We start from the raw sequence: 25,944 nt of genomic DNA, 5'->3' as shown, positions 1-25,944 counted from the left end.
CGTCACAGCGGGTGTGATCCGCGCTCCCGCTCCGGTTCCGAGGACACCACGACCCGGCCCGGAGATCACCGTCACCGGCCGGCCGGGTCGGTATCGTCGCGGGCGATGACCGAGAACATTTCCGGGCTCTTCGCCGCCGCGATCGCCGCCGACCCGACCCGACCGCTGCTGACCTGGTACGACGACGCCACCGGGGACCGGACCGAACTTTCCGGGGCGACCCTGGCCAACTGGGTGGCCAAGACGGCCAACCTGCTGGTCGACTCGGCCGGGCTGGCTCCGGCCGATCCCGTCGGGGTGCTGCTGCCGCCGCACTGGCAGACCGCCGCCGTGCTGCTCGGCTGCTGGTCGGTCGGTTCCGCCGTCTCCGGTGCCCGGCCCGGCGAGTCGGACGACCCGCAGCCGGTCGACGTGCTCTTCGCCTCGGTCGACCGGGTCGGCGAGGCGACGGCCTGGCCGGCCGGTGACCGGTACGCTCTCGCGCTCGCCCCGCTCGCCGCACCCGTACGGGAACTGCCGTCCGGCTGGGCCGACTACGTGGTCGAGGTACGCGGGCACGGCGACCACTTCACGCCGTACCCGGCGGCCGGCCCGCAGGATCCGGTACTGGCCGACCTGGCGGCCCAGCGCGCCACCGAGCTGGGCATCGGGGCCGGCGACCGGGTGCTGGTCGACGCCGCCCGTTACCCCGATCCGGTGGACTGGCTGCTCGCCCCGCTGGCCGCCGGGGCCAGCACGGTGCTCTGCGGCAGTCTCGACCCGGCCCGGCTGGCCGACCGGGCGGCGGCGGAGAAGGTCACGGTTCGGTTGACGTAACGGAGGTCACACTGGGCCGGTCGGCGGTCCGCTGCCGGGCGAACCGCTCGAAGGCGCGCAGCGAGTCCGGGTTGGCCAGCGCGCCGGTGGCGGCGGCCGAGTCCACCGCCGCGCCGGTGAGGATCTTCTTCACCGGCACCTCCAGCTTCTTCGCCGAGAGCGTCCTCGGTACCGCCCCGACCTGGTGGATCTCGTCCGGCACGTGCCGGGGCGACAGCCCGGTACGCAGCTCCCGGTTGATCCGCGCGGTCAGCTCCGGACCCAGCTCCAGCCCCGGCGCGAGTACGACGAAGAGCAGCAGCTCCCCCGCCCCGCCCTCGTCGTCCTCCAGGTGTACGACCAGCGAGTCGGTCACCTCGGGCAGCCCCTCGACCACCGAGTAGAACTCGGCGGTGCCCAGCCGCACCCCGCCCCGGTTGAGGGTGGCGTCGGAGCGGCCGGTGATCACGCAACTGCCCCGCTCGGTGACGGTGATCCAGTCCCCGTGCCGCCACACCCCCGGATAGACGTCGAAGTACGCCTCCCGGTAGCGGCGCCCGTCCGGGTCGTTCCAGAACCCGACCGGCATGCTCGGCATCGGTGCCGTGATCACCAACTCGCCGAGCTGGTCGATCACCGGGTCGCCGTCGGCCGACCGCGCCTCCACCCTGGCGCCCAGGCAGCGGCAGGTGATCTCACCGGCGACGACCGGCAGCAGCGGCACGCCGCCGACGAACCCCGTGCAGACGTCGGTGCCACCGGAGATCGAGTCGAGCCGCAGGTCGGCGCCGACGGAGTCGTACACCCAGCGGAAGCCCTCGGCCGGCAGCGGCGCACCGGTCGAACCGACCCCGCGCACGGCGGAGAGATCGAACGACTCCGCCGGGCGCAGCCCGGCCTTGCGGCAGGCCAGCAGGAACGGCGCCGAGGTGCCGAAATAGGTCGTGCCGGTCTCGGCGGCGAGCCGCCACAGCGTGCCCAGGTCGGGCTCGGCCGGCCCACCCGGCTCGGCCCGGACCGCCGGGTTGCCGTCGAAGAGCACGATCGCGGCCCCCACCGCCGGGCCGGAGACCAGGAAGTTCCACATCATCCAGCCGGTGGTGGTGAACCAGAAGAACCGGTCCCCCGGGCCGAGGTCGTGGTGCAGCGCCAGCATCTTCAGGTGTTCGAGCAGGATGCCGCCGTGCCCGTGCACGATCGGCTTCGGCAGCCCGGTGGTGCCGGAGGAATAGAGCACGTAGAGCGGGTGGTCGAAGGGGACCGCCGTGAAGGTCAGCGGCTCGTCGGTCGGGGCCGCCAGCTCCGCCCAGCTCAGGGTGGCCTCCGGCGGCGCGGCGTCCGGCTCCAGATAGGGCAGCACCACCGTGTGTACGAGCGACGGCAGCTCGGCCCGGATCGTCGCCAGCTCGGCGCGGCGGTCGACGGGCCTGTCGCCGTACCGGTAGCCGTCGACGGCCACCAGCACGGTCGGGGCGATCTGCCGCCAGCGGTCGAGCACGCTGCGGGTGCCGAACTCGGGGGCGCAGGAGGAGAAGACCGCGCCGAGGCTGGCGGTGGCGAGCATCAGCACGAACGTCTCGGGAATGTTCGGGGCGTACGCCGCCACCCGGTCGCCGGGGCCGATCCCGAGACGAACCAGTGCGGCCCGGACCCGGCGTACCTGCTCGCGCAGCTGCGCGGCAGTCAGGGTGACCGGGGCGCGGGTCTGGCTCTGCGCGATCACCACCGGCTCGTCGTCGGCCATCCCGGGCATCCGGAGCACGTGCTCGGCGTAGTTGAGGGTGGCGCCGGGAAACCAGCGGGTGCCGGGCATGGAGGTGTCGACCAGGGTCGCGGTCGGTTCGGTGTGGGCTCGCACCTCGAAGTAGTCCCAGATCGAGCGCCAGAAGCCGTCGAGGTCGGTGACCGACCAGCGCCACAGCGCGGCGTAGTCGTCGAAGTCGAGGCCCCGGTGCCGGCGCAGCCAGCGCAGGTAGTCGCCGATCCGGGACCGGTCGTCGCCGGCCGGTGGCGGCGTCCAGAGCACCTCGCCAACCATGGTCCTGCCCCTCCCTACGGCCGACACGCCGGTGTGCCGGACCCGGTCGCCATACTGCCGTACCCGACCCGCAATTCTCCGCCCGGCAGGCGGCGCCGGTACGCGTGCCCGGCGCACATGTCCGGCCCCCGGATCATGTGGGCCGCCCCGGGGTGGCCGGCGCCGGGGCGGCTCAGCCGGCGACGGAGGAGTCGCCGGCGCCCCGGTGCGCCTGGATCGCCCTGCGCCTGGCCAGCCGGTGCTCCCGGCGGATCTCCGCCTCGCGGAACCGGCGCTCGTCGGTGGGGGTCTCCGGCAGCACCGGGCGGACCGGGCGCGGGTTGCCGGCCACGTCCACCCCGACGAAGACCAGATAGGCGGTGGCGACCAGGATCGGGGCGTCCTCGGCGCTGTCCCAGCGCTCGGCGACCACCCGGACCCCGACCTCCATCGAGGTCTGCCCGGTCCAGTTGACCTGGGCGTGGGCGTGCACCAGGTCACCGACCCGGACCGGCTCGGCGAAGACGATCTCGTCGATCGCGGCGGTCACCGCCGTACCGCCGGAGTGCCGGGCCGCCGACGCTCCGGCCACGTCGTCGACGAACTTCATCAGCACGCCGCCGTGCACGGTGCCGTAGAGGTTGACGTCGACCGCCGTCATGATCCGGCTCAGCGTGACCCGGGAGTACGAGGTCGGCTTGCCGGCCGGCGGCGAGAGCTGCTCGGTCATGCCCGCAACGGTACGGCGACCCGCCGCGCCGCCGCCCTCGCCGGTGACGGCGGTTACCCGGGTCACCCGGTCATCCCACGGTGACAGTCAGCAAGATCGATACGAGACGCGCCCGGGCAGGCTGCCGGGCGGCCTCCGAAACGGTACGGTGCGCGGATGCGACATCTCTGGAGCTTCCTCGCCGGAGTGGTGGCGGCGCCACTGACCTGGGCCCTGATCGCGCTCGGTCAGGACGGGTCCGCCCGCACCGTCACCCGCTGGGAGGAAGTCGGTACCTTCAACACGGCCAACCTGATCCAGGGGGCCGTCTACCTCGGAGTCGCGGGCATCCTGCTCGGCCTGCTCGGCACCCTGCGACTCTCCCCGGCGGGTCCGCTCGTCGCCGGCCTGCTGCTGGCGGCACCGTACGTCGGGCTGTTCGTCGACCCCTTCACCGTGCGCGACGCGGTGCCGGCGAACTGGAAGGTGTTCGGCGACCCGCTGCCGTTGGTGCAGGTGCTGGACAACGGCACCACGTTCCTGGTCGGCCTGCTGCTGCTGATGGCCACCTTCAGCATCCAGCGCTGGCGTCGTTGGCCCGGCCCGGTCGCCGCCGCCCCGGCACCGACCCCGGCCGACGAGGAGGAGCCGACCCCGACCGACTGGTCCCTGCTGAACAACCCGCCGGAGCGCGACATCAAGCCGCCGACGCTGGGTTACCCGGAGCCGGACACGCAACCGCTACCGCCGCTGCCGCGCCGCGACGCCGGCTCGCCGTGGTCGGCGCCGCCCCGGACCGCGACGAAGCGCGACGACGCGGCCGACAGCACGACCGGCTGACCATGCCGGGGCGGGTCGTCGGGTCGACCCGCCCCGGACCGACACGCCGAGGACCGGCGTTGCCCGGCCCGGGTACGGTGCCGGGAGGCACCCGGCTGGGGAGGTTGCAGTGCGACACCTTGGATCGCTGGTATTCGGGCTGGTCAGCGCGCCGGTCATCTGGGTGTTGTCCGGGATCGGACTGGTCAGGTTCAACGGTGGGATCTCCCGGGAGCAGACCGGGGACATGATCGTCGGGTTCATCGCGATCGTGGTCGTGGCCGGGCTGCTCGCCGCGCTGCTGCTGCCCCGGTGGTCCCCGGTCGGTACGGCGGTCGCCGGCCTGCTCTTCATGGTCATGGCACTCTGGTCCATGATCGATTTCGGGTCGATGATCGACCTGCTGCCGCGCTCCTTCGTCGGCGTCGACTTCGCCCTCACCGCACCGTCCGGCGCCTTCGCCACGCTGCTGGCCGTGCTGCTCGGCGCGACCCTGCTCGTACCGCAGCGCTGGCGCTCGCCCCGCCCCGCCGCGGCCGGCTACCGCGGCGCCGCCGGCCAGTCCGGCTTCGCACCCCACCCGCCGGCCGGTCAGATGCCGCCCGGCGGACAGTTCCCGCCCGGCACCCCCATGCCGTCCGGCGGACAGTTCCCGCCCGGGCAGTTCCCGCCCGGTGGCCCGGGGACGCACCCACCGAACTACGGCCCCTCGGTCGCCCCGAGCTACGCCCAGTCCGCACCGCCGAACTTCGGACCCGCCGTACCGCCGAACTACGGCCCTGCCGGGCCGCACCAGCAGACGCCGTCGGCACCGCCGTACAACGCCCCGACGGGCGCACCGCAGTACGGTCAGCCGACCGCGCCGGGCAATCTGGGGCGCCCACCGGGCTCACCGATCTCCGGCCCGCCGGTGGGCGCGCCGCCGCAGCCGCCCATCTTCAGCCCGCTGACGCCGCCGGCTCCGGCACCCCGATCCGGCCAGCCGGGCAGCGACGAGACCACCCAGTTCGGGCGCTCCGACGAGACCACCCAGTTCACCGGCGGCCCGGACGACGACGGCTTGGACGGGGCGACCCGCCGCCTCGGCGACCGCTGACGGTCCCAGCACCGTCCACCGCCCGCTCGCGACGGACCGGCGCTGTCGACCGGCCGCTCGACAGGTCACTCGCCGATCCGGTGGTCGGCCGGGTCGGTCTGCAACAGCCAGGCCAACGGCATCTTCGCCGCCACCTCGTACGTCCGGTCCGGGCCGAGGACGTGCAGGGTGACCGTCTGCGCCGCGTCCCGCTCGACCATCCAGTAGCGCGGGATCCCGGCGTACGCGTACTCGCGGCGTTTGACGACCTCGTCGATCACCGCCGAGCCGGGTGACACGATCTCGATCACCAGAACCAGGTCGGCCAGGGGCAGCCAGACACTCCGTGGCTGTGCACGGGCCCAGACCGTGAGGTCGGGGATCCGGCCGCCGTCGCCGTCGGGGCCCGGGATCCGGATGCCGGCGGCCTGGAGCACCTGCTCGGCCGGCCAACCCGCCATGGCGAGCCAGACCAGGAGACGGCTGGCGATCGCGGCATGCTCGGAATCGGGCGGCGGCATGATCGACAGGGCTCCCTCGGGGCTCAGCTCATACCGATGGCCGTGCTCGTCGGCAGCGATCATGGCCGCCAGGTCGTCGAGCGTGACGACGGCGGGCAGGGCCCTGCCGAACGCCTCCGCACTCATGCGGCCATCCTATCCGCAGGCCATCCACGCCGGTCGGCGTTGCGCGGCCGTGGCGTGGCAGCGGCCCGCGCTGGCACCCGAGGTCAGTCCTTGAGGAGTTGGCGGGCCATCACGATCCGCTGGACCTGGTTGGTGCCCTCGTAGATCTGGGTGATCTTGGCGTCCCGCATCATCCGCTCGACCGGGTAGTCCCGGGTGTAGCCGTACCCGCCGAGCAGCTGCACCGCGTCGGTGGTGATCTCCATCGCGGCATCCGAGGCGAAGCACTTCGCGGCGGCACCGAAGTAGGTCAGGTCGGCGTCGCCGCGCTCCGACCTACCGGCCGCCGCGTACGTCAACTGCCGGGCCGCCTCCAGCTTCATCCCCATGTCGGCGAGCATGAACTGCACGCCCTGGAACTCGGCGACCGCCCTGCCGAACTGCCGCCGCTCCCGCACGTACCCCTTGGCGTAGTCCAGCGCGCCCTGGGCGATCCCGACCGCCTGGGCGGCGATGGTGACCCGGGTGTGGTCCAGGGTCTGCATGGCGGTGCCGAAGCCGCTGCCCGGTTCGCCGATCATGCGGTCGGCCGGGATCCGCACGTTGTCGAGGTAGACCTCACGGGTCGGCGAGCCCTTGATGCCGAGCTTCTTCTCCGGCGCCCCGAAGCTGACCCCCGGGTCCGACTTCTCCACCACGAAGGCGGAGATGCCGCGCGAGCGGGCCGCCGGGTCGGTCGCCGCGAAGACGGTGTAGTACTCCGACACCCCGGCGTTGGTGATCCACCGCTTGACGCCGTTGAGCACGTAGTGGTCGCCGTCCCGGACCGCCCGGGTGAGCATCGACGCGGCGTCGCTGCCCGCCTCCGGCTCGGAGAGGCAGTACGAGAACATCGCCTCGCCCCGGGCCACCGGCGGCAGGTAGCGCCGCTTCAGCTCCGCGGAGCCGGACAGCAGCAGCGGCATGGTGCCGAGCTTGTTCACGGCCGGGATCAGCGAGGAGGAGGCGCAGGCCCGGGCCACCTCCTCGATCACGATCGCGGTGGCGAGCGCGTCGGCGCCCGCTCCGCCGTACTCCTCGGGGATGTGCGGGGCGTGGAAGTCGGCGGCCCTCAGCGCCTCGTACGACGCCTTCGGGAACTCGCCGGTCTCGTCGGCCTCGGCCGCGTTCGGCGCGACCTTGGCGTCGCAGACCTCCCGGACGGCCTCCCGGATCGCCTGGTGCTCCTCAGGCAGCAGGTATGCGTCGAACGACGGCTCACTGGTCACCGCGGCCCTCCCCGGCACTCGTCTCCGGCGGCCCCACGCCCCGGATATCCGAACCATACCCGCCAGTAACCTAGTCCCGACAGCCCTCCCCACCTGCTGCGCCGGGAGGGCCGAGGCCGGCCGGAGAGCGCCGCCGGGAAGGGACGTCGCCGTAGCCGACCTCCGCGTCGCCGTGCGCGGCGTACTTCAAGATTCTTGGTGATCTGTGGTTCACCACGCGCCATAGATCTCCAAGAATCTTGGACTTGGCGCTTCCGCCACCGGGAGTGCGGCGCGAGCCGAGCCGACGCGCGGAGGCTGTCGAGCTGGGCGCAGAAACGGGGCAGCTCGACAGTCAGTGGAGGGTGGGAGATGTCTCCCACCCTCCACATTCGTACCGCTGTGCGCTAGCCGACGACGGAACGCAGCGGAATGCCCGCCGCGCGGATCTCGCGTACCAGTTCACGCAGGAACGGGTGCTCGTCCGACGTCAGACCCTCCGGGTTGGGGATGGTCAGGTACGCCGTACCGCCCGCCGTGCCGACCTGGGCGTCGCCGGTGTGCCGGGCGACGATCGCCCGGGTCCGGTCCAGGTCGGTCGCGGCGACCCGGATGGAGATCGGCCGCCATTCACCACCCAGGTTCTCCGCCGCCGGCGCCGCTGCGGCCGAGGCCCGCGCCGGGGGTACGGCCGGAGCCGCCGCCCGGGCACCCGGGGACGCCGCGACCGCCGGGGCGGTACGCGGTGCCAGCAGCGCGTTGGCGACCAGGTGCAGCCCGCTCTCGTTGTACGCCCGGAACAGCGGGTTGAACGCGAACAGCACGGCCCGGCCGGCCCCGGTCGGCTCGTCGACCAGCGCGACCGTGCCCTTGAGCGCGTCCGCGTGCTCGGTGAAGCCGTTGAGCCAGAACCGCCCGTCGGCCGGGTACGTCAGCACGTTCCTACCCGTGGTGCTCGGCGACAGGATCGAGTCGTTGTTGTTGAACTCGAAGTCCTCGGCCGGCCGGCCCAGCCCGACCGGGCTGCTCCGGTCGACGTCGACCCGCAGGTGCGAGCCGATCACCGTGTAGTCGGTCGGCTTCGGCAGCTCGACCGTCGAGGTGAGCCCGGCGGAGCGGGCCATCCGGGTGCCCTGGTTGCGCAGCCCGACGTAGGTGCCGCCGGCCGCCACCCAGGCCCGCAGGTTGGCCTGGCCGGCGGCGGTGAGGCCGCCGGTCGGGTTGCTGCCGTCCGGCACCAGCAGGACGGTCCGGCCGGTGAAGGCGGCGGTGTTGTCGTTGATGTCCGCCGTGCTCACCGGCTTGAGGTCGAGGCCCCACTGGTCGCCGAGGACGTACCGGGCCTCGCCGTGCGAGCCGGAGGTGGTGGAGATGCCGGTGCCGGCGTAGAGGCCGACGTCGGGCAGGGCCAGCCGGGTGCCGGTGACGCCGCGCCAGCTCGCGGTCAGGGTCACCCCGAGGGAGCGGGCGAGCCGGTCGTGCGAGCCGGTCAGGGCCGCCGCCGGCAGGGTGACGACGCCGCTGCGCTGGTCGCGGCGCAGTTCGACGCCCGCGCCGAGCAGCTTGAAGGTCAGCTCGGCCGCCGCCGCCGAGTCCAGCGGGTACGCGTACGAGCCGTGCCTCGGCGCGTACCCGCCGCGCCCGCCGTCGATGCCGCGGACCCGTTCCGCCCGCGGCGAGAGCCGGTCACCGGTGTAGATCGTCTCCACGCCCATCAGCAGCGGGTTGCTCCAGGACGAGACGTCGTAGAAGTACGGGAACGGGACGTACGGGTCCTCGCCCAGGATCGCCTGGATCCAGTGCTTCTGCGGCTGCTCCATCGGGATCCAGTACGCGCCCGCCGGCACGGTGTGGTTCCGGGCCGACCGGCCGCCGAAGATCTTCGCGTTCGGCACCTTCACCGGCTTGGTCAGCCGGTACACCTCGACGTCCATCCGGCGCAGCCGCTCGACGAGCTGGCGTACGTCGCCGAGCTGCCGGTTCGGCAGCAGGAAGTACGACCGGACGGTGATGTCCGGCACCGGGAACTGGACCTCGTTGGTCGGCTGCACGACCTCGTTCGGCTGGAGCTTGCCGGCCCGACCCTCGGCCAGGGCGTCGGACCAGATCCGGAAGTAGTCCGACAGGATCTCCCGCCGGTTCTCCGAGGCCCAGCCGACGGTTGCCCACTGGGTGTTGAACTGCTGCTGCACCCGGTCCTGGACCGCCGAGGAGCTGCCCTTCTCGTACGTCATCCCGGCGGCGCCGAAGCCGGTGGCCGGCACCGTGTCGCCGTACCCCATGAAGAACATGTCGTAGGTGTCGTAGTTGAAGTAGCACTCGCTGGTGACCGTCTCGGTGCAGGCGCCGTTGTAGCCGAAGCCCTCGGCGTTGGCCGCGCCGATCCGGTTGATCCAGTCGACCGCCTCGTCGGAGATCTCGTGGTGGATCGGGTCCGCGTTCGGCGGGAAGAAGTACTCGTCGCCGCCCATCTCGTGCGCGTCGACGTAGACCTGCGGCGGATAGCGGCGCAGCATCTCCAGCTTGGCGTCGGTCTCCGGCTGGGTACGGGAGAACCAGTCCCGGTTCAGGTCGAAGCCGTACTCGTTCTGCCGGCGGCTGGCGTCCCGGCCGTCCGGGTTCTGCGTCGGCACGATGATCGTGACGAGGTTCCGGTTGCGCTCGCGTACCTCACAGGAGAGGCCGGCGGCCAGCTCGTAGAGGGTCTTCAGCGCGGCGTCGCCGCCGGACTTCTCGCCGCCGTGCACGTTGCCGGTCACCCAGACGATCGCGGGGCCCTTCGCGGCGATCTCCGCCGCCTTCCGGTCCGACAGCCTGCGCGGGTCGCGCAGATCGCGGATGTTCTCGGCGATCTTCTCCAGCTCGCCCCGGCGCAGGTGGCCGGGGTCGGAGACGATCGCGTACGGCATCGACTGGCCGAGCACGCTGTTGCCGACGTTGCCGGTGACGACCCGGTCGGAGGCGGCGTCGACGGCACCGAGGTACGAGCGGATCTCGTCGTCGGTGACCACCCGCTGCTGGCCGAGGCCGAGCGGGAAGCCGAGGTGCCGCTCCGGGCTCGGTACCCCGGTGAGCCGGGCGGACGGGTCCTGGCTGCATCCGGCCGGGGTCGGCGGCTTGCCCGGGTGGGCGGCGGCCGGGGCGCCGGGCAGCAGCGGCAGCGGGGCGAGCAGCAGGGCGACAGCTGCCCCGCCGAGGCGCCGGGACATCGATCTGGGAGGCTTCGGAGCGGGCGTCGGGGGGAACTTCGGAACCGTCATCTGACGTTCGGATTCCCTTCTCGGGGGTGGGGTGAGGCTGCGGAGATCGACGTGGAGGTGGCTCGGAGCCTATGAGCAGCCATTTCCGACGGTCAAGATCTTCTAGGTAGGACGTTCGCCCACCACCTACCAAACACGCCTAGCAGCAGAAATCAGGGGAATAGCGCCGAGATGGGGCGAGCCGGACGGCCAGGGGGCGGTGCACCCGGGCCGGCGGGCACGCTGTGAAAAGCCCGACCGAAGATGCACCGGGAAGCGCGATCCGCGTAGGCTCAGCGCTTGTCGTCCCGGTGCGGGCGGCCGACTCGCCGACCGCGCACCCTCGACACCAGGTGAACAAGGCCCACAATGTCCGACATCGGCGCTCTCCTCCGGCGCCGACCTCCCACCGCGACGCAATGAAGCGCCGCCACTGCGAGCGGAGAACACAGGCGTGACGATCCCGTACCCGAGCACTCAGCCCATGCCGACGATCCCGGCGGTGACTCCGCCGTCCGGCGCCGCCCGCCCGCGTCTGACCTTCCTCGGCACCGGCTACCTGGGCGCGACGTACGCCATCTGCTTCGCCGAACTCGGCTACGAGGTGATCGGCTTCGACGTCGACGCCGAGAAGATCGCCAAGCTGGCCGGCGGCGAGGTGCCGTTCCACGAGCCCGGCCTCGACGAGCTGCTCAAGCGCAACCTCTCGGCCGGTCGGCTCCGGTTCTCGACCGACATCGCCGAGACCGCCGCCTTCGGCGACGTGCACTTCATCTGCGTCGGCACCCCGCAGCGGGCCGACGGCATGGGCGCCGACCTGTCGTACGTCGAGGCCGCCGTCACCGGGCTCTCCCAGCACCTGACCCGCAAGGCCCTGATCGTCGGCAAGTCCACCGTCCCGGTCGGCACCGCCGAGTGGATCGAGCAGCTCGTCGGCAAGCACGCCGACGTCGGCCTCGGGGTCGAGGTCGCCTGGAGCCCCGAGTTCCTCCAGGAGGGCTTCGCCGTCGAGGACGTGCTCCGGCCCAACCGGATCGTGGTCGGCGTCAAGAGCGAGTGGGCCAACGGCATGCTCTACGCCGCGCACAAGGGCGTCTACGACCTGGCCGCCACCGAGGACCGGGAGGTTCCGCTGGTGGTGACCGATTTCGCCACCGCCGAACTGGTCAAGGTGGCCGCGAACGCCTTCCTGGCCACCAAGATCTCGTTCATCAACGCGATGGCCGAGGTCTGCGAGGTGGCCGGCGGCGACGTCACCCAGCTCGCCCGGGCGATCGGCTACGACCCCCGGATCGGCAACCGGTTCCTCCAGGCCGGCGTCGGCTTCGGCGGCGGCTGCCTGCCCAAGGACATCCGGGCGTTCCAGGCCCGGGCCCAGGAGCTGGGTGCCGGCGAGGCGCTGCGCTTCCTGCACGAGGTCGACCTGATCAACCTGCGCCGCCGCAGCCGGGTGCTCCAGCTCGCCGCCGAACTGCTCGGCCGCCGGTACGGGCCGGCCGGGCCGGACCTCTCCGGGACCCGGATCGCGGTGCTCGGCGCCACCTTCAAGCCGAACTCCGACGACGTCCGGGACGCCCCCTCGCTCGCCGTCGCCGCCGCGCTGCACAAGGCCGGCGCCGACGTGCAGGTCTACGACCCGCAGGGGATGGAGAACGCCCGCCGCGAGCGGCCCGAGCTGTCGTACACGGCCAGCATGAACGACGCCGTCGCCGGGGCCGACCTGGTCTGCGTACTCACCGAGTGGGCCGACTTCCGCAACGCAGACCCGGTGGCGCTCGGCGAACTCGCCGCCGGACGGCGGGTCGTGGACGGCCGCAACTGCCTCGACTCTGGACTGTGGACCCAGGCCGGCTGGGACTACCGGGGCATGGGCCGGCCCTAGCGCCGAAACCGCCGCCGCGCCGCCGATAGCGCAGCGGCCGGACGGCGACAATCGTGAATTCGACGCCGACTTGCCGGCCGTGGACCCGACCAGGTCCACGGCCGGCCTTTTAGGATCTCCTCAGCCGGGTTTCGCACGCGACCGGGGGCTGTTCAACGGCAGCCTCCCGTGGGCATGCTTCGGTGTAAGCCCGTGATGCGGCCTGCGCGCCGGCTGGAGGGGGTGCCGTGAGTACGACGTACCAGTGCTCCTCGTGCGGCCGGGAGATCGAGCCGGCACCACACTGCCCGCACTGCGGGACCGAGCAGCTCCGGTGGGCCGACGACGTCGCCCGGATCGAGCGCTCCATCGCCGAGATGAAGATCCGCGAGGCGGCGCTCGCCAGGGAGCAGAAGACGATCGCCTCGCAGATGCAGGCGGCGCTCTTCCAGCGGGACATCCTGTCGCACGCGGCGGACCAGCGCCGCAAGCAGAACACCAAGCCGCGCCGGGTGATCCGGCGCAAGGCCAACCGGCGCCCACCGACCGCCGCGCCCGGGACCGCCCCGGGCGGGCCGCCACCCCGGGTACCCCGACAGCCGAGGAGCGGCCCCGACCGGACCACACCCAGCACACCGCCCCCACCGCCGCCACCCCCACCGGCCGGCGCCGAGCCGAGCTGGGACGACGGCGGGAAGGCCCGACCCGAGGCCTCCACCCGCGAGGTGCAGAACATCCTGCTCGGGCTCGGGGCGCTGCTGCTCGGCATCGCGGCGGTGGTCTTCGTCGCGGTCGCGCTCAGCTCGCTGGACGACTTCAGCCGGGTCGCGATCCTGGTGCTGGCCACCGCGCTGATGCTGGCCGTACCGCCCCGGGTGGCCCAGCGCGGGTTGAGCGCCACCGCCGAGACCATCGCGGCGGTCGGGCTGCTGCTGGTGCCGCTGACCGGGTACTCGCTCTGGACCGTCGACCGGTTCGGCGACAGTGGACTGCCCGGGTCGCTCTTCGCCGGGCTGACCTTCCTGCTCACCGCCGCCGTCGCCGCCGGGTACGCCTCGGTGACCGGGCTGAACGCCCCCCGCTACGCGGCCGTACTCGCCGTGCAGCCGATCCTGCCGCTGCTGGCGTACTCCTTCGTCACCGGGCCGGCCGGCTGGGCCGTGGTACTGGCGGCGGTGGCGGTCGGCAACCTCTATCTCGGTCGGCTCTTCGGTGACGACGGGCGGCTGACCGGCTGGCCGGCCCGGTTCCGGTTCGGCCCCGAGGTGCCGGTGACCGCCCCGCCCGGCACGCCGAGAGTCCGCCCCGACGAGCGGCCGGGACGGGTGGGCGGCGACCCGACCGACCCGGACGGGATCGGCCCGGATCGGCCGGAGACCTTTCCCGAGGAGGCGGACGCGGTCGTCCAGGCCGATCCGGCGCTGGGCGGGCCGACGAAGCGGGTCCGCACCCCCGGCGTCCGGTCGACGACCCGCACCCCCTGGGTCCGGGAACTGGCCTGGGCGCTGCACGGGCTGGCCTTCGCCGTCGCCGTGGTCTGCGCCGTCATCGCGCTGGTGAACGCCGACACCGTACCGGGCGCGTCCCGGGCCGGCCTGGCGCTGCTGCTCGCCGCCGGGGTCGGCATGGTCGGTGCGCTGGTGCTGCGCCGGCCGCCCCTGCCGGACATCGGCGCCGGGATCCTGACCCTGGCCGTGATCGGCGCCGCCGGCCGGGTCGCCGCGGTCGCCCTGCCGGGGCGGGCCCTGGTGGTGATCGCCGCCGTCATCGCGCTGACCGGGCTCGGCGTACGCGCGGTCCCCGAGGCGGCCCGGCGCGGGCCGCAACTCGCCTCCGCCGCCGCCCTGATCGTCATCGGCATCGTGGTGGCCGGCGGGGCGCTGCGGGCCGCCCTGGCCCCGATCCGGGCCGCGCTCCCGGTCTGGGAGGCCGATCTCTCCGAATACCCCGGAAAGCTCGCCGCCGGGGTCGGCGACACCTCCTGGCAGCTCGCCGTCACCGCCCTGCTGCTCACCATCGCCGCCGTGCTCTCCTCGCCGCCGGAGGTGCGCCGCGAGTTCGCCGTGGTCGGTGCGGCGCTGACCGCACTCGCCATGCCCGCCTCGTTCGGGCTCGGCTGGGTCGCCGCTCCCTGGCCACCGGTGCTGGTCGCCGTCGCCATCGGGGTGGTCGGGCTGACCGCCGAGACCCGGCGGGCCGCGCTGACCCACGCCGTCGCCGCCGCCGTGGTGGGGCTCGCCGGGGCGGCCGCCTCGGTGGCCCGGCCCGGCCTGACCGCGGCCGTACTCTTCGCGCTCGCCGTCGGCGGTGCGCTGGTGGCGCTCGCCCCGCTCGCCCGTACCACCCCGGCGGGCCGGTGGTCCGGCCTGGTCGGCGACTGGGCGGCCGGCGGGGCGGCGTTCGCCTTCCCCGGTGCGGTGGCGGCCTTCGTCGCCTCGGCGGTACCCGTCGACCCCACCCCGACCGCCCTGTCGGTACGGGAGGCCACCGAACCGGTCCTCGCCGCCAGCTTCCTGGCCGTCTGCGCGGTGCTCTGCTACGCGGCGGTGACCCAGGTCGCCCAGCGGCAGATCAGCGTGCCGCTGGCCCTCGGTACCGGCCTCGGCGCACTCGCGGTCACCGCGGCGGCCTTCGGCGCACCCGGCGCCACCCTGCCGGACACCCTGGTCGGCGGGCTGCTGCTGGTCAGCGCGGTACTGCTGGTGCTGGCGCCGTCGATCGACTCCGGCCGGCGGGCGGACCGGCTGCTCGACGGCTCGGACATCGCCGCCGCGGCGGTCACCGCCGCCCTGGTCGGCACCCTCGCCCGGATCGCCGGCATCCTCGGCGACGGCGCCGAGCTGGCCGCCGCCGCCTTCCTCATCCTGGTGGTGGCCGCCGGAATCCGGGCCATGCCGGTCGAGTGGCGGCGCGGACCGATCCTCGGCATCGCGCTGACCGGCGGCATCGTGGCGCTGCTCGCCGGCTGGACGGCGCTGAGCGGCGGCCTCCAGGTGCTGGCCACCCCGGGCCGGCTCTGGGCGGCCGACCTCGCGCAGTGGCACGTCAGCGAGACCGGCACCGGCTGGCAGGCCCCGGTCGCGCTGCTCCTGCTGGCCGGCGCCGCCGCGATCGCCCTGCCCCGGCCGTGGGCGTACGACGTCGCCGCCGTCTGTGTCGGACTCGCCACCATCGGCACCCCGGCGGCGTTCGGGCTGCCCTGGTGGTCCCCGATCGTGGTCGGCGGGGCGGTCGCCACCGTCTACGGGGTGAGTTCGGTCGTCGCCAGCGATCCCCGGGCCGGGCTGGCCCGGGCCACCGTGGCCGGCGTCGTGGCCCTGCACGCGGTCGGGGCGAGCCTGGTCCGGCCGTGGACGACCGCCGCCGCGCTCGGCATCGTCGCGCTGATCGGGGCGGTCGTCGCCATCCTGGCCCGGGTCGTCGGTACCCTCTCCGGCCCGGCGGACGAGGCCGACACCTGGTCGATGCCGCCGCAGACCGCCCAGATCGGCGGGCTCGCCGCCGGTGGGGCGCTCTTCGCGCTCAGCGGGGCGCTCGCCTCGCTCGCCGCCGCGCTGCACCGGCCGGCCGAGGTGGTGGTGCTGGCCACCCTCGCCGGGGCGAGCCTCGGCGTCGCGGTGACCGGACTGGTCCGCCGCCAGGTCCCGCAATACCTCCCGTACGCCACGATGGGCATCGTCGGCGGTGCCACCGCGACCTCGGTGGCGGCGCTCTTCACCGGCCTGCCCTGGGGCGTCTACGCCGCCGCGGCCGTACTGCTCGGGGTGCTCGCCGAGCTGATCCGGGCGGTCACCCCGGCCCCGACCCCGCTGCGGGAGCCGATCCGACGCTGGTCGGTGATGCTCGGCGGCGCGCTGCGCCGGCTGCCCGAGCCGGCGCGGGGCGGCCGCTGGTCGGTCAGCCCGGCCGTCGGGGCGATGCTCGCGGCGGCGCTGCCGACCGCCCTGGCGGTGGCCGCGCTGGCGCCTGCCCTGGTGGTGGCGCTGGTCGAGCCGTACCAGACGCTCACCCAGATCTGGGACGGGGTGCCGGCCGCGCTCGTCGACCCGGAGCCCGGTGCCGTCGACCCCGGCAACGTGCTGGCGGCGCTGCTGCTGACCATCGCGGCCGGGCTGGCCGCCACCGGGTTCAGCGGCGGACGGCCGGCCCGGGCCGTACCCGTGGTGCTGCCCGGCGCCGCGATCACCCTGCTGATCACCCCGATCTCGCTCGACCTGGCCTGGCCGAACGGCACCCTGGCGGCGCTCGCCGTCTTCACCATCGCGATGCTCGGGCTGGCCCTGACCCCGCCGCCGCCGGACGCCGAGGTCGCCCGCTCGCTGCGGCTGACCCGGATCCTGGTCTTCGGCATCGGGCTGGCCGCCGGTGGGGCCGGGCTGGCCGGCGCGCTGGCCAGCCGGGAGCTGACCCTGTTCACCCTGGGCGCGGCGGTGGGGGTCGGCGCGGTCGCCGCGCTCGGCGGCCGGACCCAGAACGCCCGCATCCTCGGCTGGCTCTTCGCCTCGGTGATGGCCCAGACCTTCGTCTTCACCCTCGGGCTGGTGCTCGGGCTCGACCCGGCCTGGTCCGCGTTCGGGGTGCTGGCGGTGGGCGCGGTGCTGCTGCTGGTCGCGGCGATGCTGCCCCGACTGCGCCGGCCGGAGGCGATCCGCGAGGCGACCACGGTGGAGTGGAGCGGGTACGCTGCCGCGCTCATCGCCGCCGCGCTCGCCTACGACTCACCCCGGCACATCGCCGCGCTGCTCGCCGCCTGGGGCGCCGTGCTCGGCATGGCGGCGGTACGGCCGTACCGTCGTACGGCCGAGCGGCGCACGCTCTTCTGGTCGGCGGTCGGTTGTGAGGTCGTCGCCTGGTGGATGCTGATGGCGCTCGCCGACGTGGCGCTGCCGGAGGCGTACACGCTGGCGTTCGCCGTCCTGGCCCTGCTGGTCGGCCTGCTGGAGATGCGGCACCGCGCCGACCTGAGCAGTTGGGTGGCGTACGGGCCGGCGCTGGTGGCGGCGTTCCTGCCCACCCTGGTGATCGTGCTGGCCGGCAACGACAGCGCGATCCGTCAGGTGCTGCTGCTGCTCGGCGGGGTGGCCACGCTGATCTGGGGATCCAACCGGCGGCAGCAGGCCCCGGTGATCATCGGGGCGGTGGTGACCGCGCTGGCCGCGCTGCGCGCCCTGTTCAGCTTCGGGCCGTGGCTGGTGCTGATCCCGGTCGGCCTGCTGCTGCTGGCGTTCGGGGCCAGCAACGAGAACCGGCGCCGCACCCAGGAGCGCTTCCGGGCGGTACGCGGGATGCGCTGACCGCACCCGCCGCTGACCGCGCCCGCCACCCGGCGCGTGCCCCCGGCGGGGCGGCGGGGCGACGGGGCGGCAGGGCGACGGAGCGGCGGGGCGGCGGCAGGAGGGAGTGCCGCGCGCAGACTGTCGAGCTGGGTGCAGAGACGGGGCAGAGTGCCGGAGCGCGTGGGCGCACAGACGGGGCAGCTCGACAGTCTCCGCAGCGGGTGGTGCCGACCCGACCGGCCGGAAGCCGGCAACGCCCTGGCTGGCTCGGTACGCCTAGCCGCCGAGGCTGGCCCGCAGCGCGGCTTCCTTCTGCGCGACCAGCGTCTCCAGCTCGGCCTGGTACGCCACCATCCGGTCCCGCAGTGTCTCGTCCGAGGCGGCCAGGATGCGTACCGCCAGCAGGCCGGCGTTGCGACCGTTGCCGATCGACACGGTCGCCACCGGGATGCCGGCCGGCATCTGCACGATGGAGAGCAGCGAGTCCAGCCCGTCGAGGTGCTTGAGCGGCACCGGTACCCCGATCACCGGCAGCGGGGTGGCCGAGGCCACCATCCCGGGGAGCGCGGCGGCCCCGCCCGCCCCCGCGATGATCACCCGGATGCCCCGGCCGGCGGCGGCCTGGGCATAGTCGATCATCTTCACCGGAGTGCGGTGCGCCGACACCACCCCGACCTCGTAGCCGACGCCGAACTCGGCCAGCGCCTCGGCCGCCGCACCCATCACCGGCCAGTCCGAGTCGCTACCCATGATCAGACCGACCGGCGGCGCCGACTCCGTCACTCGTGCCCCTCCCGCAGCCACCAGGCGGCGCGAGCCGCCCGGGCACGTACCTTCTCCAGATCGTCACCGAGCACCGTGACGTGCCCGATCTTCCGGCCGGGCCGGACCTGCTTGCCGTAGAGGTGCACCTTGGCACCCGGGTCCTCGGCGAAGAGGTGGTGCAGCCGCTCGTCGATCGACATGCCGCCGTCCGGGCCGCCGAGCACGTTGGCCATCACCACCACCGGGGCGGTCAGCGCGGTGTCCCCCATCGGATAGTCGAGCACCGCCCGCAGGTGCTGCTCGAACTGGGAGGTCCGGGAACCCTCGATCGTCCAGTGCCCGGAGTTGTGCGGCCGCATCGCCAGCTCGTTGACGACCAGCGCCGGCTCGCCGTCCGGGCCGGCCACCTCGAACAGCTCCACCGCCAGCAGCCCGACCACGCCGAGCGCGGTGGCCAGGTCGATCGCGAGCTGCTGGGCCCGCAGCGCCACCTCCTCCGGCAGCCGGGGTGCCGGCGCCAGCACCTGCACGCAGATGCCGTCCCGCTGCACGGTCTCCACCACCGGGTACGCCGCCACCTGGCCGAACGGCGAGCGGGCGACCTGCACCGCCAGCTCCCGGCGGAGCGCGACCCGCTCCTCGGCGATCAGTTCGGTCCCGGCGGCGCGCAGTGTGCCGACCAGCTCGGCGGCCTCGGCCGGGCCGGAGACGACCCAGACGCCCCGGCCGTCGTAGCCGCCCCGGGCCGCCTTCAGGATCACCGGCCAGCCCAGCTCGGCACCGAAGCCGACCAGGTCGCCCGGTTCGGCGACCGGCCGCCAGCGCGGCACCGGGGCACCCAGCTCGGTCAGCCGCTCCCGCATGACCCGCTTGTCCTGGGCGTGCAGCAGCGCGTCGGCGGGCGGATAGACGGTCACCCCGGCCTCGGCCAGCGCCCGGACGTGCTCGGTCGGCACGTGCTCGTGGTCGAAGGTGACCACGTCGGCGCCGTCGGCGAAGTCGCGCAGCGCGGCGAGATCGGTGTGTTCGCCGTACCGGACGTCGGCGGCGACCAGTGCGGCCCCGTCCTCGGGGGTGAGCGCGAGGACGCGGAGCGACTGGCCGAGGGCGATCGCGGCCTGGTGGGTCATCCGGGCCAGTTGGCCGCCGCCCACCATGCCGACAACGGGCAGACCCGTGCGGGAATCCATAGCGCGGGCAAGCCTAACTCCCGCCGACGCCGAGCTGCGCGAGCAGGGCGTCCGGGGAGGTGACCGGGCGGTCGCAGACGAAGCCCCGGCAGACGTACGCGGTCGGGCCGCCCTCGATCATCGGCCGGTCCGCGAGCAGCGGTACGCCGGGCCGGTCCGGCTCGCCGGCCACCACCACCGCCCCGGGCGGGGCGTGCCGGTGCGCCAGCGCCAGCAGCGGGTCACCGGCCGGATCGGCGGTGACCACCGCGATCTCGTACGGGCCGGAGAGCAGCGCCTCGCCGACCGTGGCCGCGTACCCGGTGAACCGGGCGTGCCGGGCCACGATCGGCGCCACGGTCTCCAACGCCGCCACCGCCGCCTCCCGGTAGCGCACCTGGCCGCCCAGCGCCGAGTACGCCACCAGTGCCGCCGTCACCGCCGACAGCCCGGACGGGGTGGCGTTGTCGGTCGGGTCGGCCGGCCGGCTGACCAGCTGCTCGGCGTCATCGGCGGTGTCGTAGAAGCCGCCCTCGCCGGTGCCGAACCGCTCCAGGGCGACGTCCAGCAGCAGCCCGGCCAGCTCCAGCCAGCGCCCCTCCCCGGTGAACTGGTGCACCGCGCAGAACGCCTCGGCGACGCAGCCGTAGTCCTCCAGCACCCCGGCCGGCTCACCGACCTGCCCGTCCCGGGAGACCCGGCGCAGTCGACCGTCGACGATGTGCCGCTCCGCCAGCACCTCGGCGATCCGCACCGCCGCCGCCCCGGCGACCGGGTCGGCGGTGAGGGTGGCGTACTCGACCAGGGCGGTGACGGCCAGCCCGTTCCAGGCCGCGACCACCTTGTCGTCCCGGGCCGGCTGGGGCCGGCGGTCGCGTACCTCCCGGAGCGCGGCCCGGACCCGCTGCCAGCGTTCCTGGATCTCCGGGTCGGCGTCGTCGACGTCCCGGGCCAGCCGCAGCACGCTGGTGCCGTGCTCGAAGCTCCCGGAGGCGGTGACCGCGAAGAGGTCGGCGGCCCACCGGCCGTCGTCCTCGCCGAGCGCCTCGACGAGCTGGGCCGGGGTCCAGGCGTAGGTCGCCCCCTCCACGCCCTCGGTGTCGGCGTCCAGCGCCGAGGCCAGGCCGCCGGCCGGGGTGCCGAGGTCGTCGAGGAGGAAGGTGGCGGTCTCGGCGGCGACCCGGGCGGCGAGCGGGTCCCCGGTGAGCCGCCAGAGCTGGGTGTAGACCCGCAGCAGCAGCGCGTTGTCGTAGAGCATCTTCTCGAAGTGCGGCACCGTCCAGTGCCCGTCCACCGAATACCGGGCGAAGCCGCCGGCGAGCTGGTCGTAGATGCCGCCCCGGGCCATCGCCTCACAGGTGTGCCGGACGATCTCCAGGTCGCGGGTGGCGCCGGTGCGCTGGTGGTGCCGGAGCAGGAAGAGCAGGTTCATCTGCGGCGGGAACTTGGGCGCGCCGCCGAAACCGCCGTGCGTCTCGTCGTACTCGACCGCGAGCTGGTCGGCCGCGGCGTCGAGCGTCTCGGCGGTGAGCGGGGCGCGCGGCCCGCCGACGGCCTGGGCGCCGGCCAGTGCCTCGACCACGGCGGCGCCCTGGCGCAGTACCGCCTCGCGCTGCCCGGTCCACGCCTCGGTCACCGACTGGAGCAGCCGGACGAAGTTGGCCTTCGGGAAGTAGGTGCCGCAGAAGAACGGGGTGCCGTCCGGGGCGGCGAAGACCGTCATCGGCCAGCCACCCTGCCCGGTCATCGCCTGGGTGGCGGTCATGTAGACGGCGTCGACGTCCGGGCGTTCCTCCCGGTCCACCTTGATCGCCACGAAGTTCTCGTTCACCAGCTTGCCGACGGCCGCGTCCTCGAAGGACTCGTGCGCCATCACGTGGCACCAGTGGCAGGCCGCGTAGCCGACCGAGATCAGCACCGGTACGTCCCGACGGCGCGCCTCGGCGAACGCCTCGGCCGTCCAGGGCCACCAGTCGACCGGATTGTCCTTGTGCTGGAGCAGGTAGGGGCTGGTCGCGTCGGCCAGTCGATTCACCCGACGACCATAACCGCTGTGCCGGTACGCCGCTCGGCGCTCGGGCGTTCGAGGCGTCCCGGCGCGGCCTAACCGGGCGCCGGGAGCGTACGGCAGAGCGCGGCCGGAAAGTCCGGCCGTACCGTCAGCACGTCGGCGCAGCCCGGGGCGGTGGTCCGGAGCACGGTCCGCCAGCCGGCCGACTCGAAGCGCAGGAAGTACCGGTACCGGGCCGGCGGCGCCGAGCAGCCGGGACGCCCGCCGACACCGCACTGGTTGGTGTTCAGGTCGAGCGTCATCACCAGCCAGTTCCCGTCACACTCCTCCACCTTCCGGGAGCTGTTCCGGGGTACGTCCATCCCCTTGATCGCCGCGAGCACCCAGGTCGAGTCGCAGTGGTCGGCCGGCGGCGTGCAGCCGAGATCGGCGGAGCAGCGCCGGTAGCCGGTCCCGTCCGGCGCCCACGGCTGCTGGTTGAGCACCACCACCCGATCGCCGACCGGCTTCGGCGAGGTCAGCCGGGCCACCCCCGGTGCCCGGGTCGGGCAGCCGCCGACCTGTCCGGACCCGGCCGAGTCGACCACGATGTTGGCATAGATCAGCCCGTTCTCCTCGGTGTACCAGCCGACCCGCGGGTTCCGGGCGCAGTCCGGGCCACCGGCCGGCACCGCCACGTCGACCAGCAGGGTGCGCGGGTTCGGCCCGCGTCGCAGGCCGGTCACCTCCGCCTCGTACGTCGTCCAGGTCGCCGGCCCGGCCGCGGTGGTCGGCGGCGCCGGGGTACCCCGGGTGCCACCGGCCCGGGCCAGTGCCGTGCTGCCGAGCCCGGAGGCGGTGGTCGGGTCGCCGTTCGGCGTCCTGGTGCCGGTGACCAGTACCGCCACCAGGTAGTCCCCGGCCGCCCCGACGTAGTAGGCGGCGGTGGCGTCACCGCCGGAGTACGACCGCAGGAGCAGCAGGCCGGCGCTGTCCTCGGCGAGTACCTTCCAGTCCTCGCCCTCGGCCGGACGGCCGCACCGGGACAGCTCGTCCCGGAGCGTCGCCATCGCGCGCTCGACGAGCCCGGCCGGATAGCGGCCGACGTACTCGTAGACCCGGTACCGGCCCATCGTCGCGTTGATCGTCCGCTCGGCCAGCGGCTCGGGCCGGTCCGGACCGCTCGACACGGAACCGCTCGGGGCGGAACCGCTCGGGACGGCGGGAACGGTGCCGGCGCAGGGCCGGGGCGGCAGCGAGTGCGGGGCCTGCGGGCCACCGGCGGAGACTTCCGCGCCGCCCAGGTCGTCGCTGCGCAGCAGCACCTCGTCCGGGATCTCCGCCGGCCCGCCCGGCGCACCCGGTCCCGCGCAGCCGAGCAGTGTTCCGGCGGCCAGGAGTACCGCCAGCGAAAGCTTCACCCGCCTCATCGGCACAGTGTGCAGTACCGCCACCGGCCGCGACCGAGCCCGGATACTCAGCCGAACCGGCTACGAGGCGCCGTCGGCGCGCAGCGGCAGGATCCGCGCCTGCGCGGAGTCGAGCAGCGACCGGAGCACCGCGACGATCTTGTCCGACGGCATCGGCCGGAAGAAGTGGTAGCCCTGCGCGGCGGTGCAGCCCAGCTCGGCGAGCGCGGCCCGCTGGTCGGCGGTCTCCACCCCCTCGGCCACCACCCGCAGCCCCAGCTCGCGGCCGAGGTCCACGGTGGTCCGGACGATCGCCGCCGCCTCCGGTGACTCCGCCATCTTCATCACGAACGACCGGTCGACCTTGAGTTCGTCCACCGAGATCCGGGTCAGGAAGGTCAGCGAGGAGAAGCCGGTGCCGAAGTCGTCGACCGCCAACTGCACGCCCATCGCGCGCAGCGCGGAGAGCACCTCGTCGATGACCTCCAGCTCGCTCATCACCACCGTCTCGGTGATCTCCAGCACCAGCCGGTGCGCCGGCACCTGGTGCCGGCGCAGCGACTCGGCCACCTCGGCCGGCAGCCTCGGGTCGAGCAGGCTGCGCGCCGACAGGTTGATCGAGATCGGTACGTCGAGACCGTGCCGGGCCCAGTCGGCCGCGACGCCGAGCGCCTTGTCCACCACATAGCGGGTGAAGGCGCCGAGCAGTTCGCTGCCCTCGATGGTCCGGACGAAGTCGGCCGGGGTGAGCCGGCCCCGCCGGGGGTGCCGCCAGCGGATCAGCGCCTCCACCCCGGTCGGCTCCCCGGTGCAGAGGTCCACCGCCGGCTGGAGCGCCAACTCGAGCTGGTCGTCCACGTCCAGCGCCTCGCGCAGCTCGGCGAGGAGGGCGAGCTTGTCGGTGCTGGCCGCGTCCCGGGCACTGTCGTACGACGCGACGCTGCCGCCGCCCTGCTTCGCCTGGTACATCGCGATGTCGGCCCGGCGCAGCAGCTCGGTCATGTCGGCGGTACCCGCACCGGCCACCACCACCCCGACGGAGACCTCGACCGACATCCGCACCCCGGCCACCTCGATCGGGGTGGCGAGCAGCTCGACGATCTCGCGGGCGCGGCGGAGCACGTTCGGCATCGGCGACCGGTCGGTGGCCGGCTCGGCCAGTACCGCCGGGGAGGGGATCAGCAGCGCGAACTCGTCACCGCCGAGCCGGCCCAGCAGCTCACCGGGGCGGACCAGCGCGTCCAGCCGGTCGGCGGTCACCTGGAGCAGCTCGTCGCCGGCCGCGTGCCCGAGCGTGTCGTTGACCTCTTTGAAGTGGTTGATGTCGAGCAGCAGCAGGGCCACCGGGTGGTCGTGGCCGAGCTGGTGCAGCGCCAGGTCGCCCTTGCTCAGCAGGGCGGCCCGGTTGATCAGGTTGGTCAGCGCGTCGTGCACCGCCTCGTACGACGAGCGGGCCGTCACCAGCCGGAGCTGGCGGTGCGTCGCCGCGTCGTGCAGGGCCGCCGCCAGCGCGTCGCCGAACGCCGAGAGCGCGTCCTGCTCCCGCTGGCTCGGCGGGGCGGAGCGGGGGAAGCGTACCCGCAGCTCGCCGACCGGGGAGCTGCCCACCACAAGCGGCCGGGTCAGCTCCTGGTCGGCCCGTCCGGTGGCCGCCGGACCGTGCTCGGCGCCGGCCCGACCGTCGATGCCGGCAGCGCGGCCGGTCGACAGGTCGCCGCCGACCTGGCTCGCGGCCAGATCCAGGCCGAGCCGGCTGGCGAAGGGCAGCCGGGCGGTTCCGTCGTCCGGCGGCGCCGGGAAGCCGGCCCGTTCGCCGCTGTCGGCCCGCTCGGCGGTGGTCAGGTCGCGGTGCACCACCGGACCGCCCGGCTCGCCACGGTAGCGCCGCCACCGCCCGTCGCCGCGCCGCACGTCCACCTCGACCCACTCCGCGCCGAACAGGGCCAGCGGGCCGGCCACCCCGGCGGTCGCGACGCCGTGCTCGTCGAGCTGGTTGAGCGCGCCGGTGGCCTCGGCAAGGGCCCGCCAGGCGCGTCGCTCGTCGTCGGCGCGGAGCCGCTGACTGTACGTCTGCTGGAGCAGCCAGAGCACCGGCGGCAGGAAGAGCAGCCAGCGCGGGTCGTACTCGACCACGGCCACCACGGCCAGCCCGACGAAGACGTTGCCGACGAACATCAGCAGCTTGCCCTGTAGGGCGCGCAGCAGCGCCGGCCAGAGCCGTTCGCCGTGCCGCAGCGACAGGGTGAATCCGGCCAGCCCGGCGGTGACCAGCAGGTACGTCATCGACCCGACCGCGAGCGCGGCGATCAGCGGCGGCGTCAGCTCGGTGACGAGGCGGGTGCCGAGCACGTCCGGTACGGGCGTGCCGAGCGCACCGGCGACGGTCAGCGCGACCGTGACGGCGAGCGCGACGGAGATGGTCAGCGAGGCGGCGCTGTGTACGACGTCCAGCGACGAACGCCGGTCCACGAAGATCGTCAGCAGCGTCCAGGCCAGCACCGCGCCGAGCAGGGCGGCGGCCGGCAGCCAGCCGGGCGGGACCAGGGAGAGGCCGATGATGAGGGACGCCTCGCCCCAGGTGACGCTGACCCGGCCCGAACCGACCCGGAACCGCAGCCGGAAGAGCTGTGCCGTCGCCATCACGGCGGTGGCGATGCCGAGCCGGGCCATCGCCGGCAGCGGGTCGTCGGCGGGCAGGTCGGTGGGGATGAGCAGACCGGCCGCGACGAGGGTCACCGCGACGGGCAGGACGGTGAGGGTGAGCACGCGCACCCGACGGGGTGCCGACGCGATGCCGACCAGGGCGAGGAAACGCCCGGACCGACGCCCGGACGTCACGGATCGCCGCCGTTCGCCGGTGGCCGTCTCGGGACGTGGCCGTGCCGCGACCGGCGCTGGGCGTCGGGTCTGGTTCTCATCGGCGCCCCCTCCCGCGCACGGTGCGGGG

The 25,944-nt window shown here is 74.1% G+C and carries 14 protein-coding genes and 1 pseudogene; 5 read left to right on the top strand and 10 right to left on the bottom strand.

All coding sequences use genetic code 11. The features are described 5' to 3' along the window. Window positions 1–105 precede the first annotated feature (105 nt). On the top strand, window positions 106–816 hold the full coding sequence (locus tag C6361_RS20360) for a TIGR03089 family protein (protein ID WP_107268674.1): 711 nt from the start codon (window positions 106–108) through the stop codon (window positions 814–816). On the opposite strand, the gene C6361_RS20355 is transcribed toward C6361_RS20360, so the two are convergent. Together C6361_RS20355 and C6361_RS20350 are read right to left on the bottom strand one after the other, a co-directional pair. Beyond that, the gene (locus C6361_RS20355; protein WP_107268673.1) at window positions 797–2,833 is read right to left on the bottom strand and encodes an acetoacetate--CoA ligase; all 2,037 of its coding nucleotides are present in this window, start codon (window positions 2,831–2,833) and stop codon (window positions 797–799) included. The genes C6361_RS20360 and C6361_RS20355 overlap by 20 nt on opposite strands. A gap of 172 nt (window positions 2,834–3,005) precedes the next feature. Further along, window positions 3,006–3,542, bottom strand: coding sequence for an acyl-CoA thioesterase (locus C6361_RS20350; protein ID WP_107271058.1), 537 nt, complete (start codon window positions 3,540–3,542; stop codon window positions 3,006–3,008). 156 nt (window positions 3,543–3,698) lie between these two features. On the opposite strand from C6361_RS20350, the gene C6361_RS20345 reads away from it, so the two are divergent. Continuing rightward, window positions 3,699–4,361, top strand: coding sequence for a hypothetical protein (locus C6361_RS20345; protein WP_107260539.1), 663 nt, complete (start codon window positions 3,699–3,701; stop codon window positions 4,359–4,361). 109 nt (window positions 4,362–4,470) lie between these two features. Then, a complete protein-coding gene (locus C6361_RS20340; protein ID WP_107268672.1) occupies window positions 4,471–5,436 on the top strand; it encodes a hypothetical protein in 966 nt (321 codons plus the stop codon). A gap of 65 nt (window positions 5,437–5,501) precedes the next feature. Here C6361_RS20340 and C6361_RS20335 read toward each other — a convergent pair whose 3' ends face one another. The 3 genes from C6361_RS20335 to C6361_RS20325 all read right to left on the bottom strand — a co-directional run bounded on the left by C6361_RS20335 (window position 5,502) and on the right by C6361_RS20325 (window position 10,497). After that, complete coding sequence (locus C6361_RS20335; protein ID WP_107268671.1) at window positions 5,502–6,062, bottom strand: Uma2 family endonuclease; 561 nt, start codon at window positions 6,060–6,062, stop codon at window positions 5,502–5,504. A gap of 83 nt (window positions 6,063–6,145) precedes the next feature. Next, window positions 6,146–7,309 (bottom strand): acyl-CoA dehydrogenase family protein, encoded by a 1,164-nt coding sequence (locus tag C6361_RS20330; protein WP_107268670.1) that lies wholly within the window; start codon window positions 7,307–7,309, stop codon window positions 6,146–6,148. A 386-nt stretch (window positions 7,310–7,695) separates the two neighbouring features. Next, window positions 7,696–10,497 carry a M14 family zinc carboxypeptidase gene (locus C6361_RS20325; protein WP_107268669.1) on the bottom strand — a complete coding sequence of 934 codons (2,802 nt, stop codon included), beginning with the start codon at window positions 10,495–10,497 and terminating at the stop codon, window positions 7,696–7,698. Window positions 10,498–10,981: 484 nt separating this feature from the next. Here C6361_RS20325 and C6361_RS20320 point away from each other — a divergent pair, with 484 nt between their 5' ends. Continuing rightward, window positions 10,982–12,409 carry a UDP-glucose/GDP-mannose dehydrogenase family protein gene (locus tag C6361_RS20320; RefSeq protein ID WP_107268668.1) on the top strand — a complete coding sequence of 476 codons (1,428 nt, stop codon included), beginning with the start codon at window positions 10,982–10,984 and terminating at the stop codon, window positions 12,407–12,409. 227 nt (window positions 12,410–12,636) lie between these two features. Then, window positions 12,637–17,682 (top strand): zinc ribbon domain-containing protein, encoded by a 5,046-nt coding sequence (locus C6361_RS20315; RefSeq protein WP_107268667.1) that lies wholly within the window; start codon window positions 12,637–12,639, stop codon window positions 17,680–17,682. Window positions 17,683–17,940: 258 nt separating this feature from the next. On the opposite strand, the gene purE is transcribed toward C6361_RS20315, so the two are convergent. The 5 genes and pseudogenes from purE to C6361_RS38260 all read right to left on the bottom strand — a co-directional run. Then, window positions 17,941–18,414 carry a 5-(carboxyamino)imidazole ribonucleotide mutase gene (gene purE, locus C6361_RS20310; RefSeq protein WP_107271057.1) on the bottom strand — a complete coding sequence of 158 codons (474 nt, stop codon included), beginning with the start codon at window positions 18,412–18,414 and terminating at the stop codon, window positions 17,941–17,943. A gap of 29 nt (window positions 18,415–18,443) precedes the next feature. After that, the gene (locus C6361_RS20305) at window positions 18,444–19,619 is read right to left on the bottom strand and encodes a 5-(carboxyamino)imidazole ribonucleotide synthase (protein WP_107268666.1); all 1,176 of its coding nucleotides are present in this window, start codon (window positions 19,617–19,619) and stop codon (window positions 18,444–18,446) included. A gap of 13 nt (window positions 19,620–19,632) precedes the next feature. Next, complete coding sequence (locus C6361_RS20300; protein WP_107260553.1) at window positions 19,633–21,633, bottom strand: thioredoxin domain-containing protein; 2,001 nt, start codon at window positions 21,631–21,633, stop codon at window positions 19,633–19,635. Between the two features lie 68 nt (window positions 21,634–21,701). Next, window positions 21,702–23,018, bottom strand: coding sequence for a hypothetical protein (locus tag C6361_RS20295; RefSeq protein ID WP_159079392.1), 1,317 nt, complete (start codon window positions 23,016–23,018; stop codon window positions 21,702–21,704). 60 nt (window positions 23,019–23,078) lie between these two features. Next, window positions 23,079–25,019, bottom strand: a pseudogene (locus C6361_RS38260) (putative bifunctional diguanylate cyclase/phosphodiesterase); the annotation flags it as partial. Window positions 25,020–25,944 lie beyond the last annotated feature (925 nt).

Origin of the sequence: Plantactinospora sp. BC1, assembly GCF_003030345.1 — a bacterium.
Classification (GTDB): domain Bacteria; phylum Actinomycetota; class Actinomycetes; order Mycobacteriales; family Micromonosporaceae; genus Plantactinospora.
The sequence above is the reverse complement of the archived record's forward strand: the minus strand, read 5'-3'. Positions and strand labels throughout refer to the sequence as shown.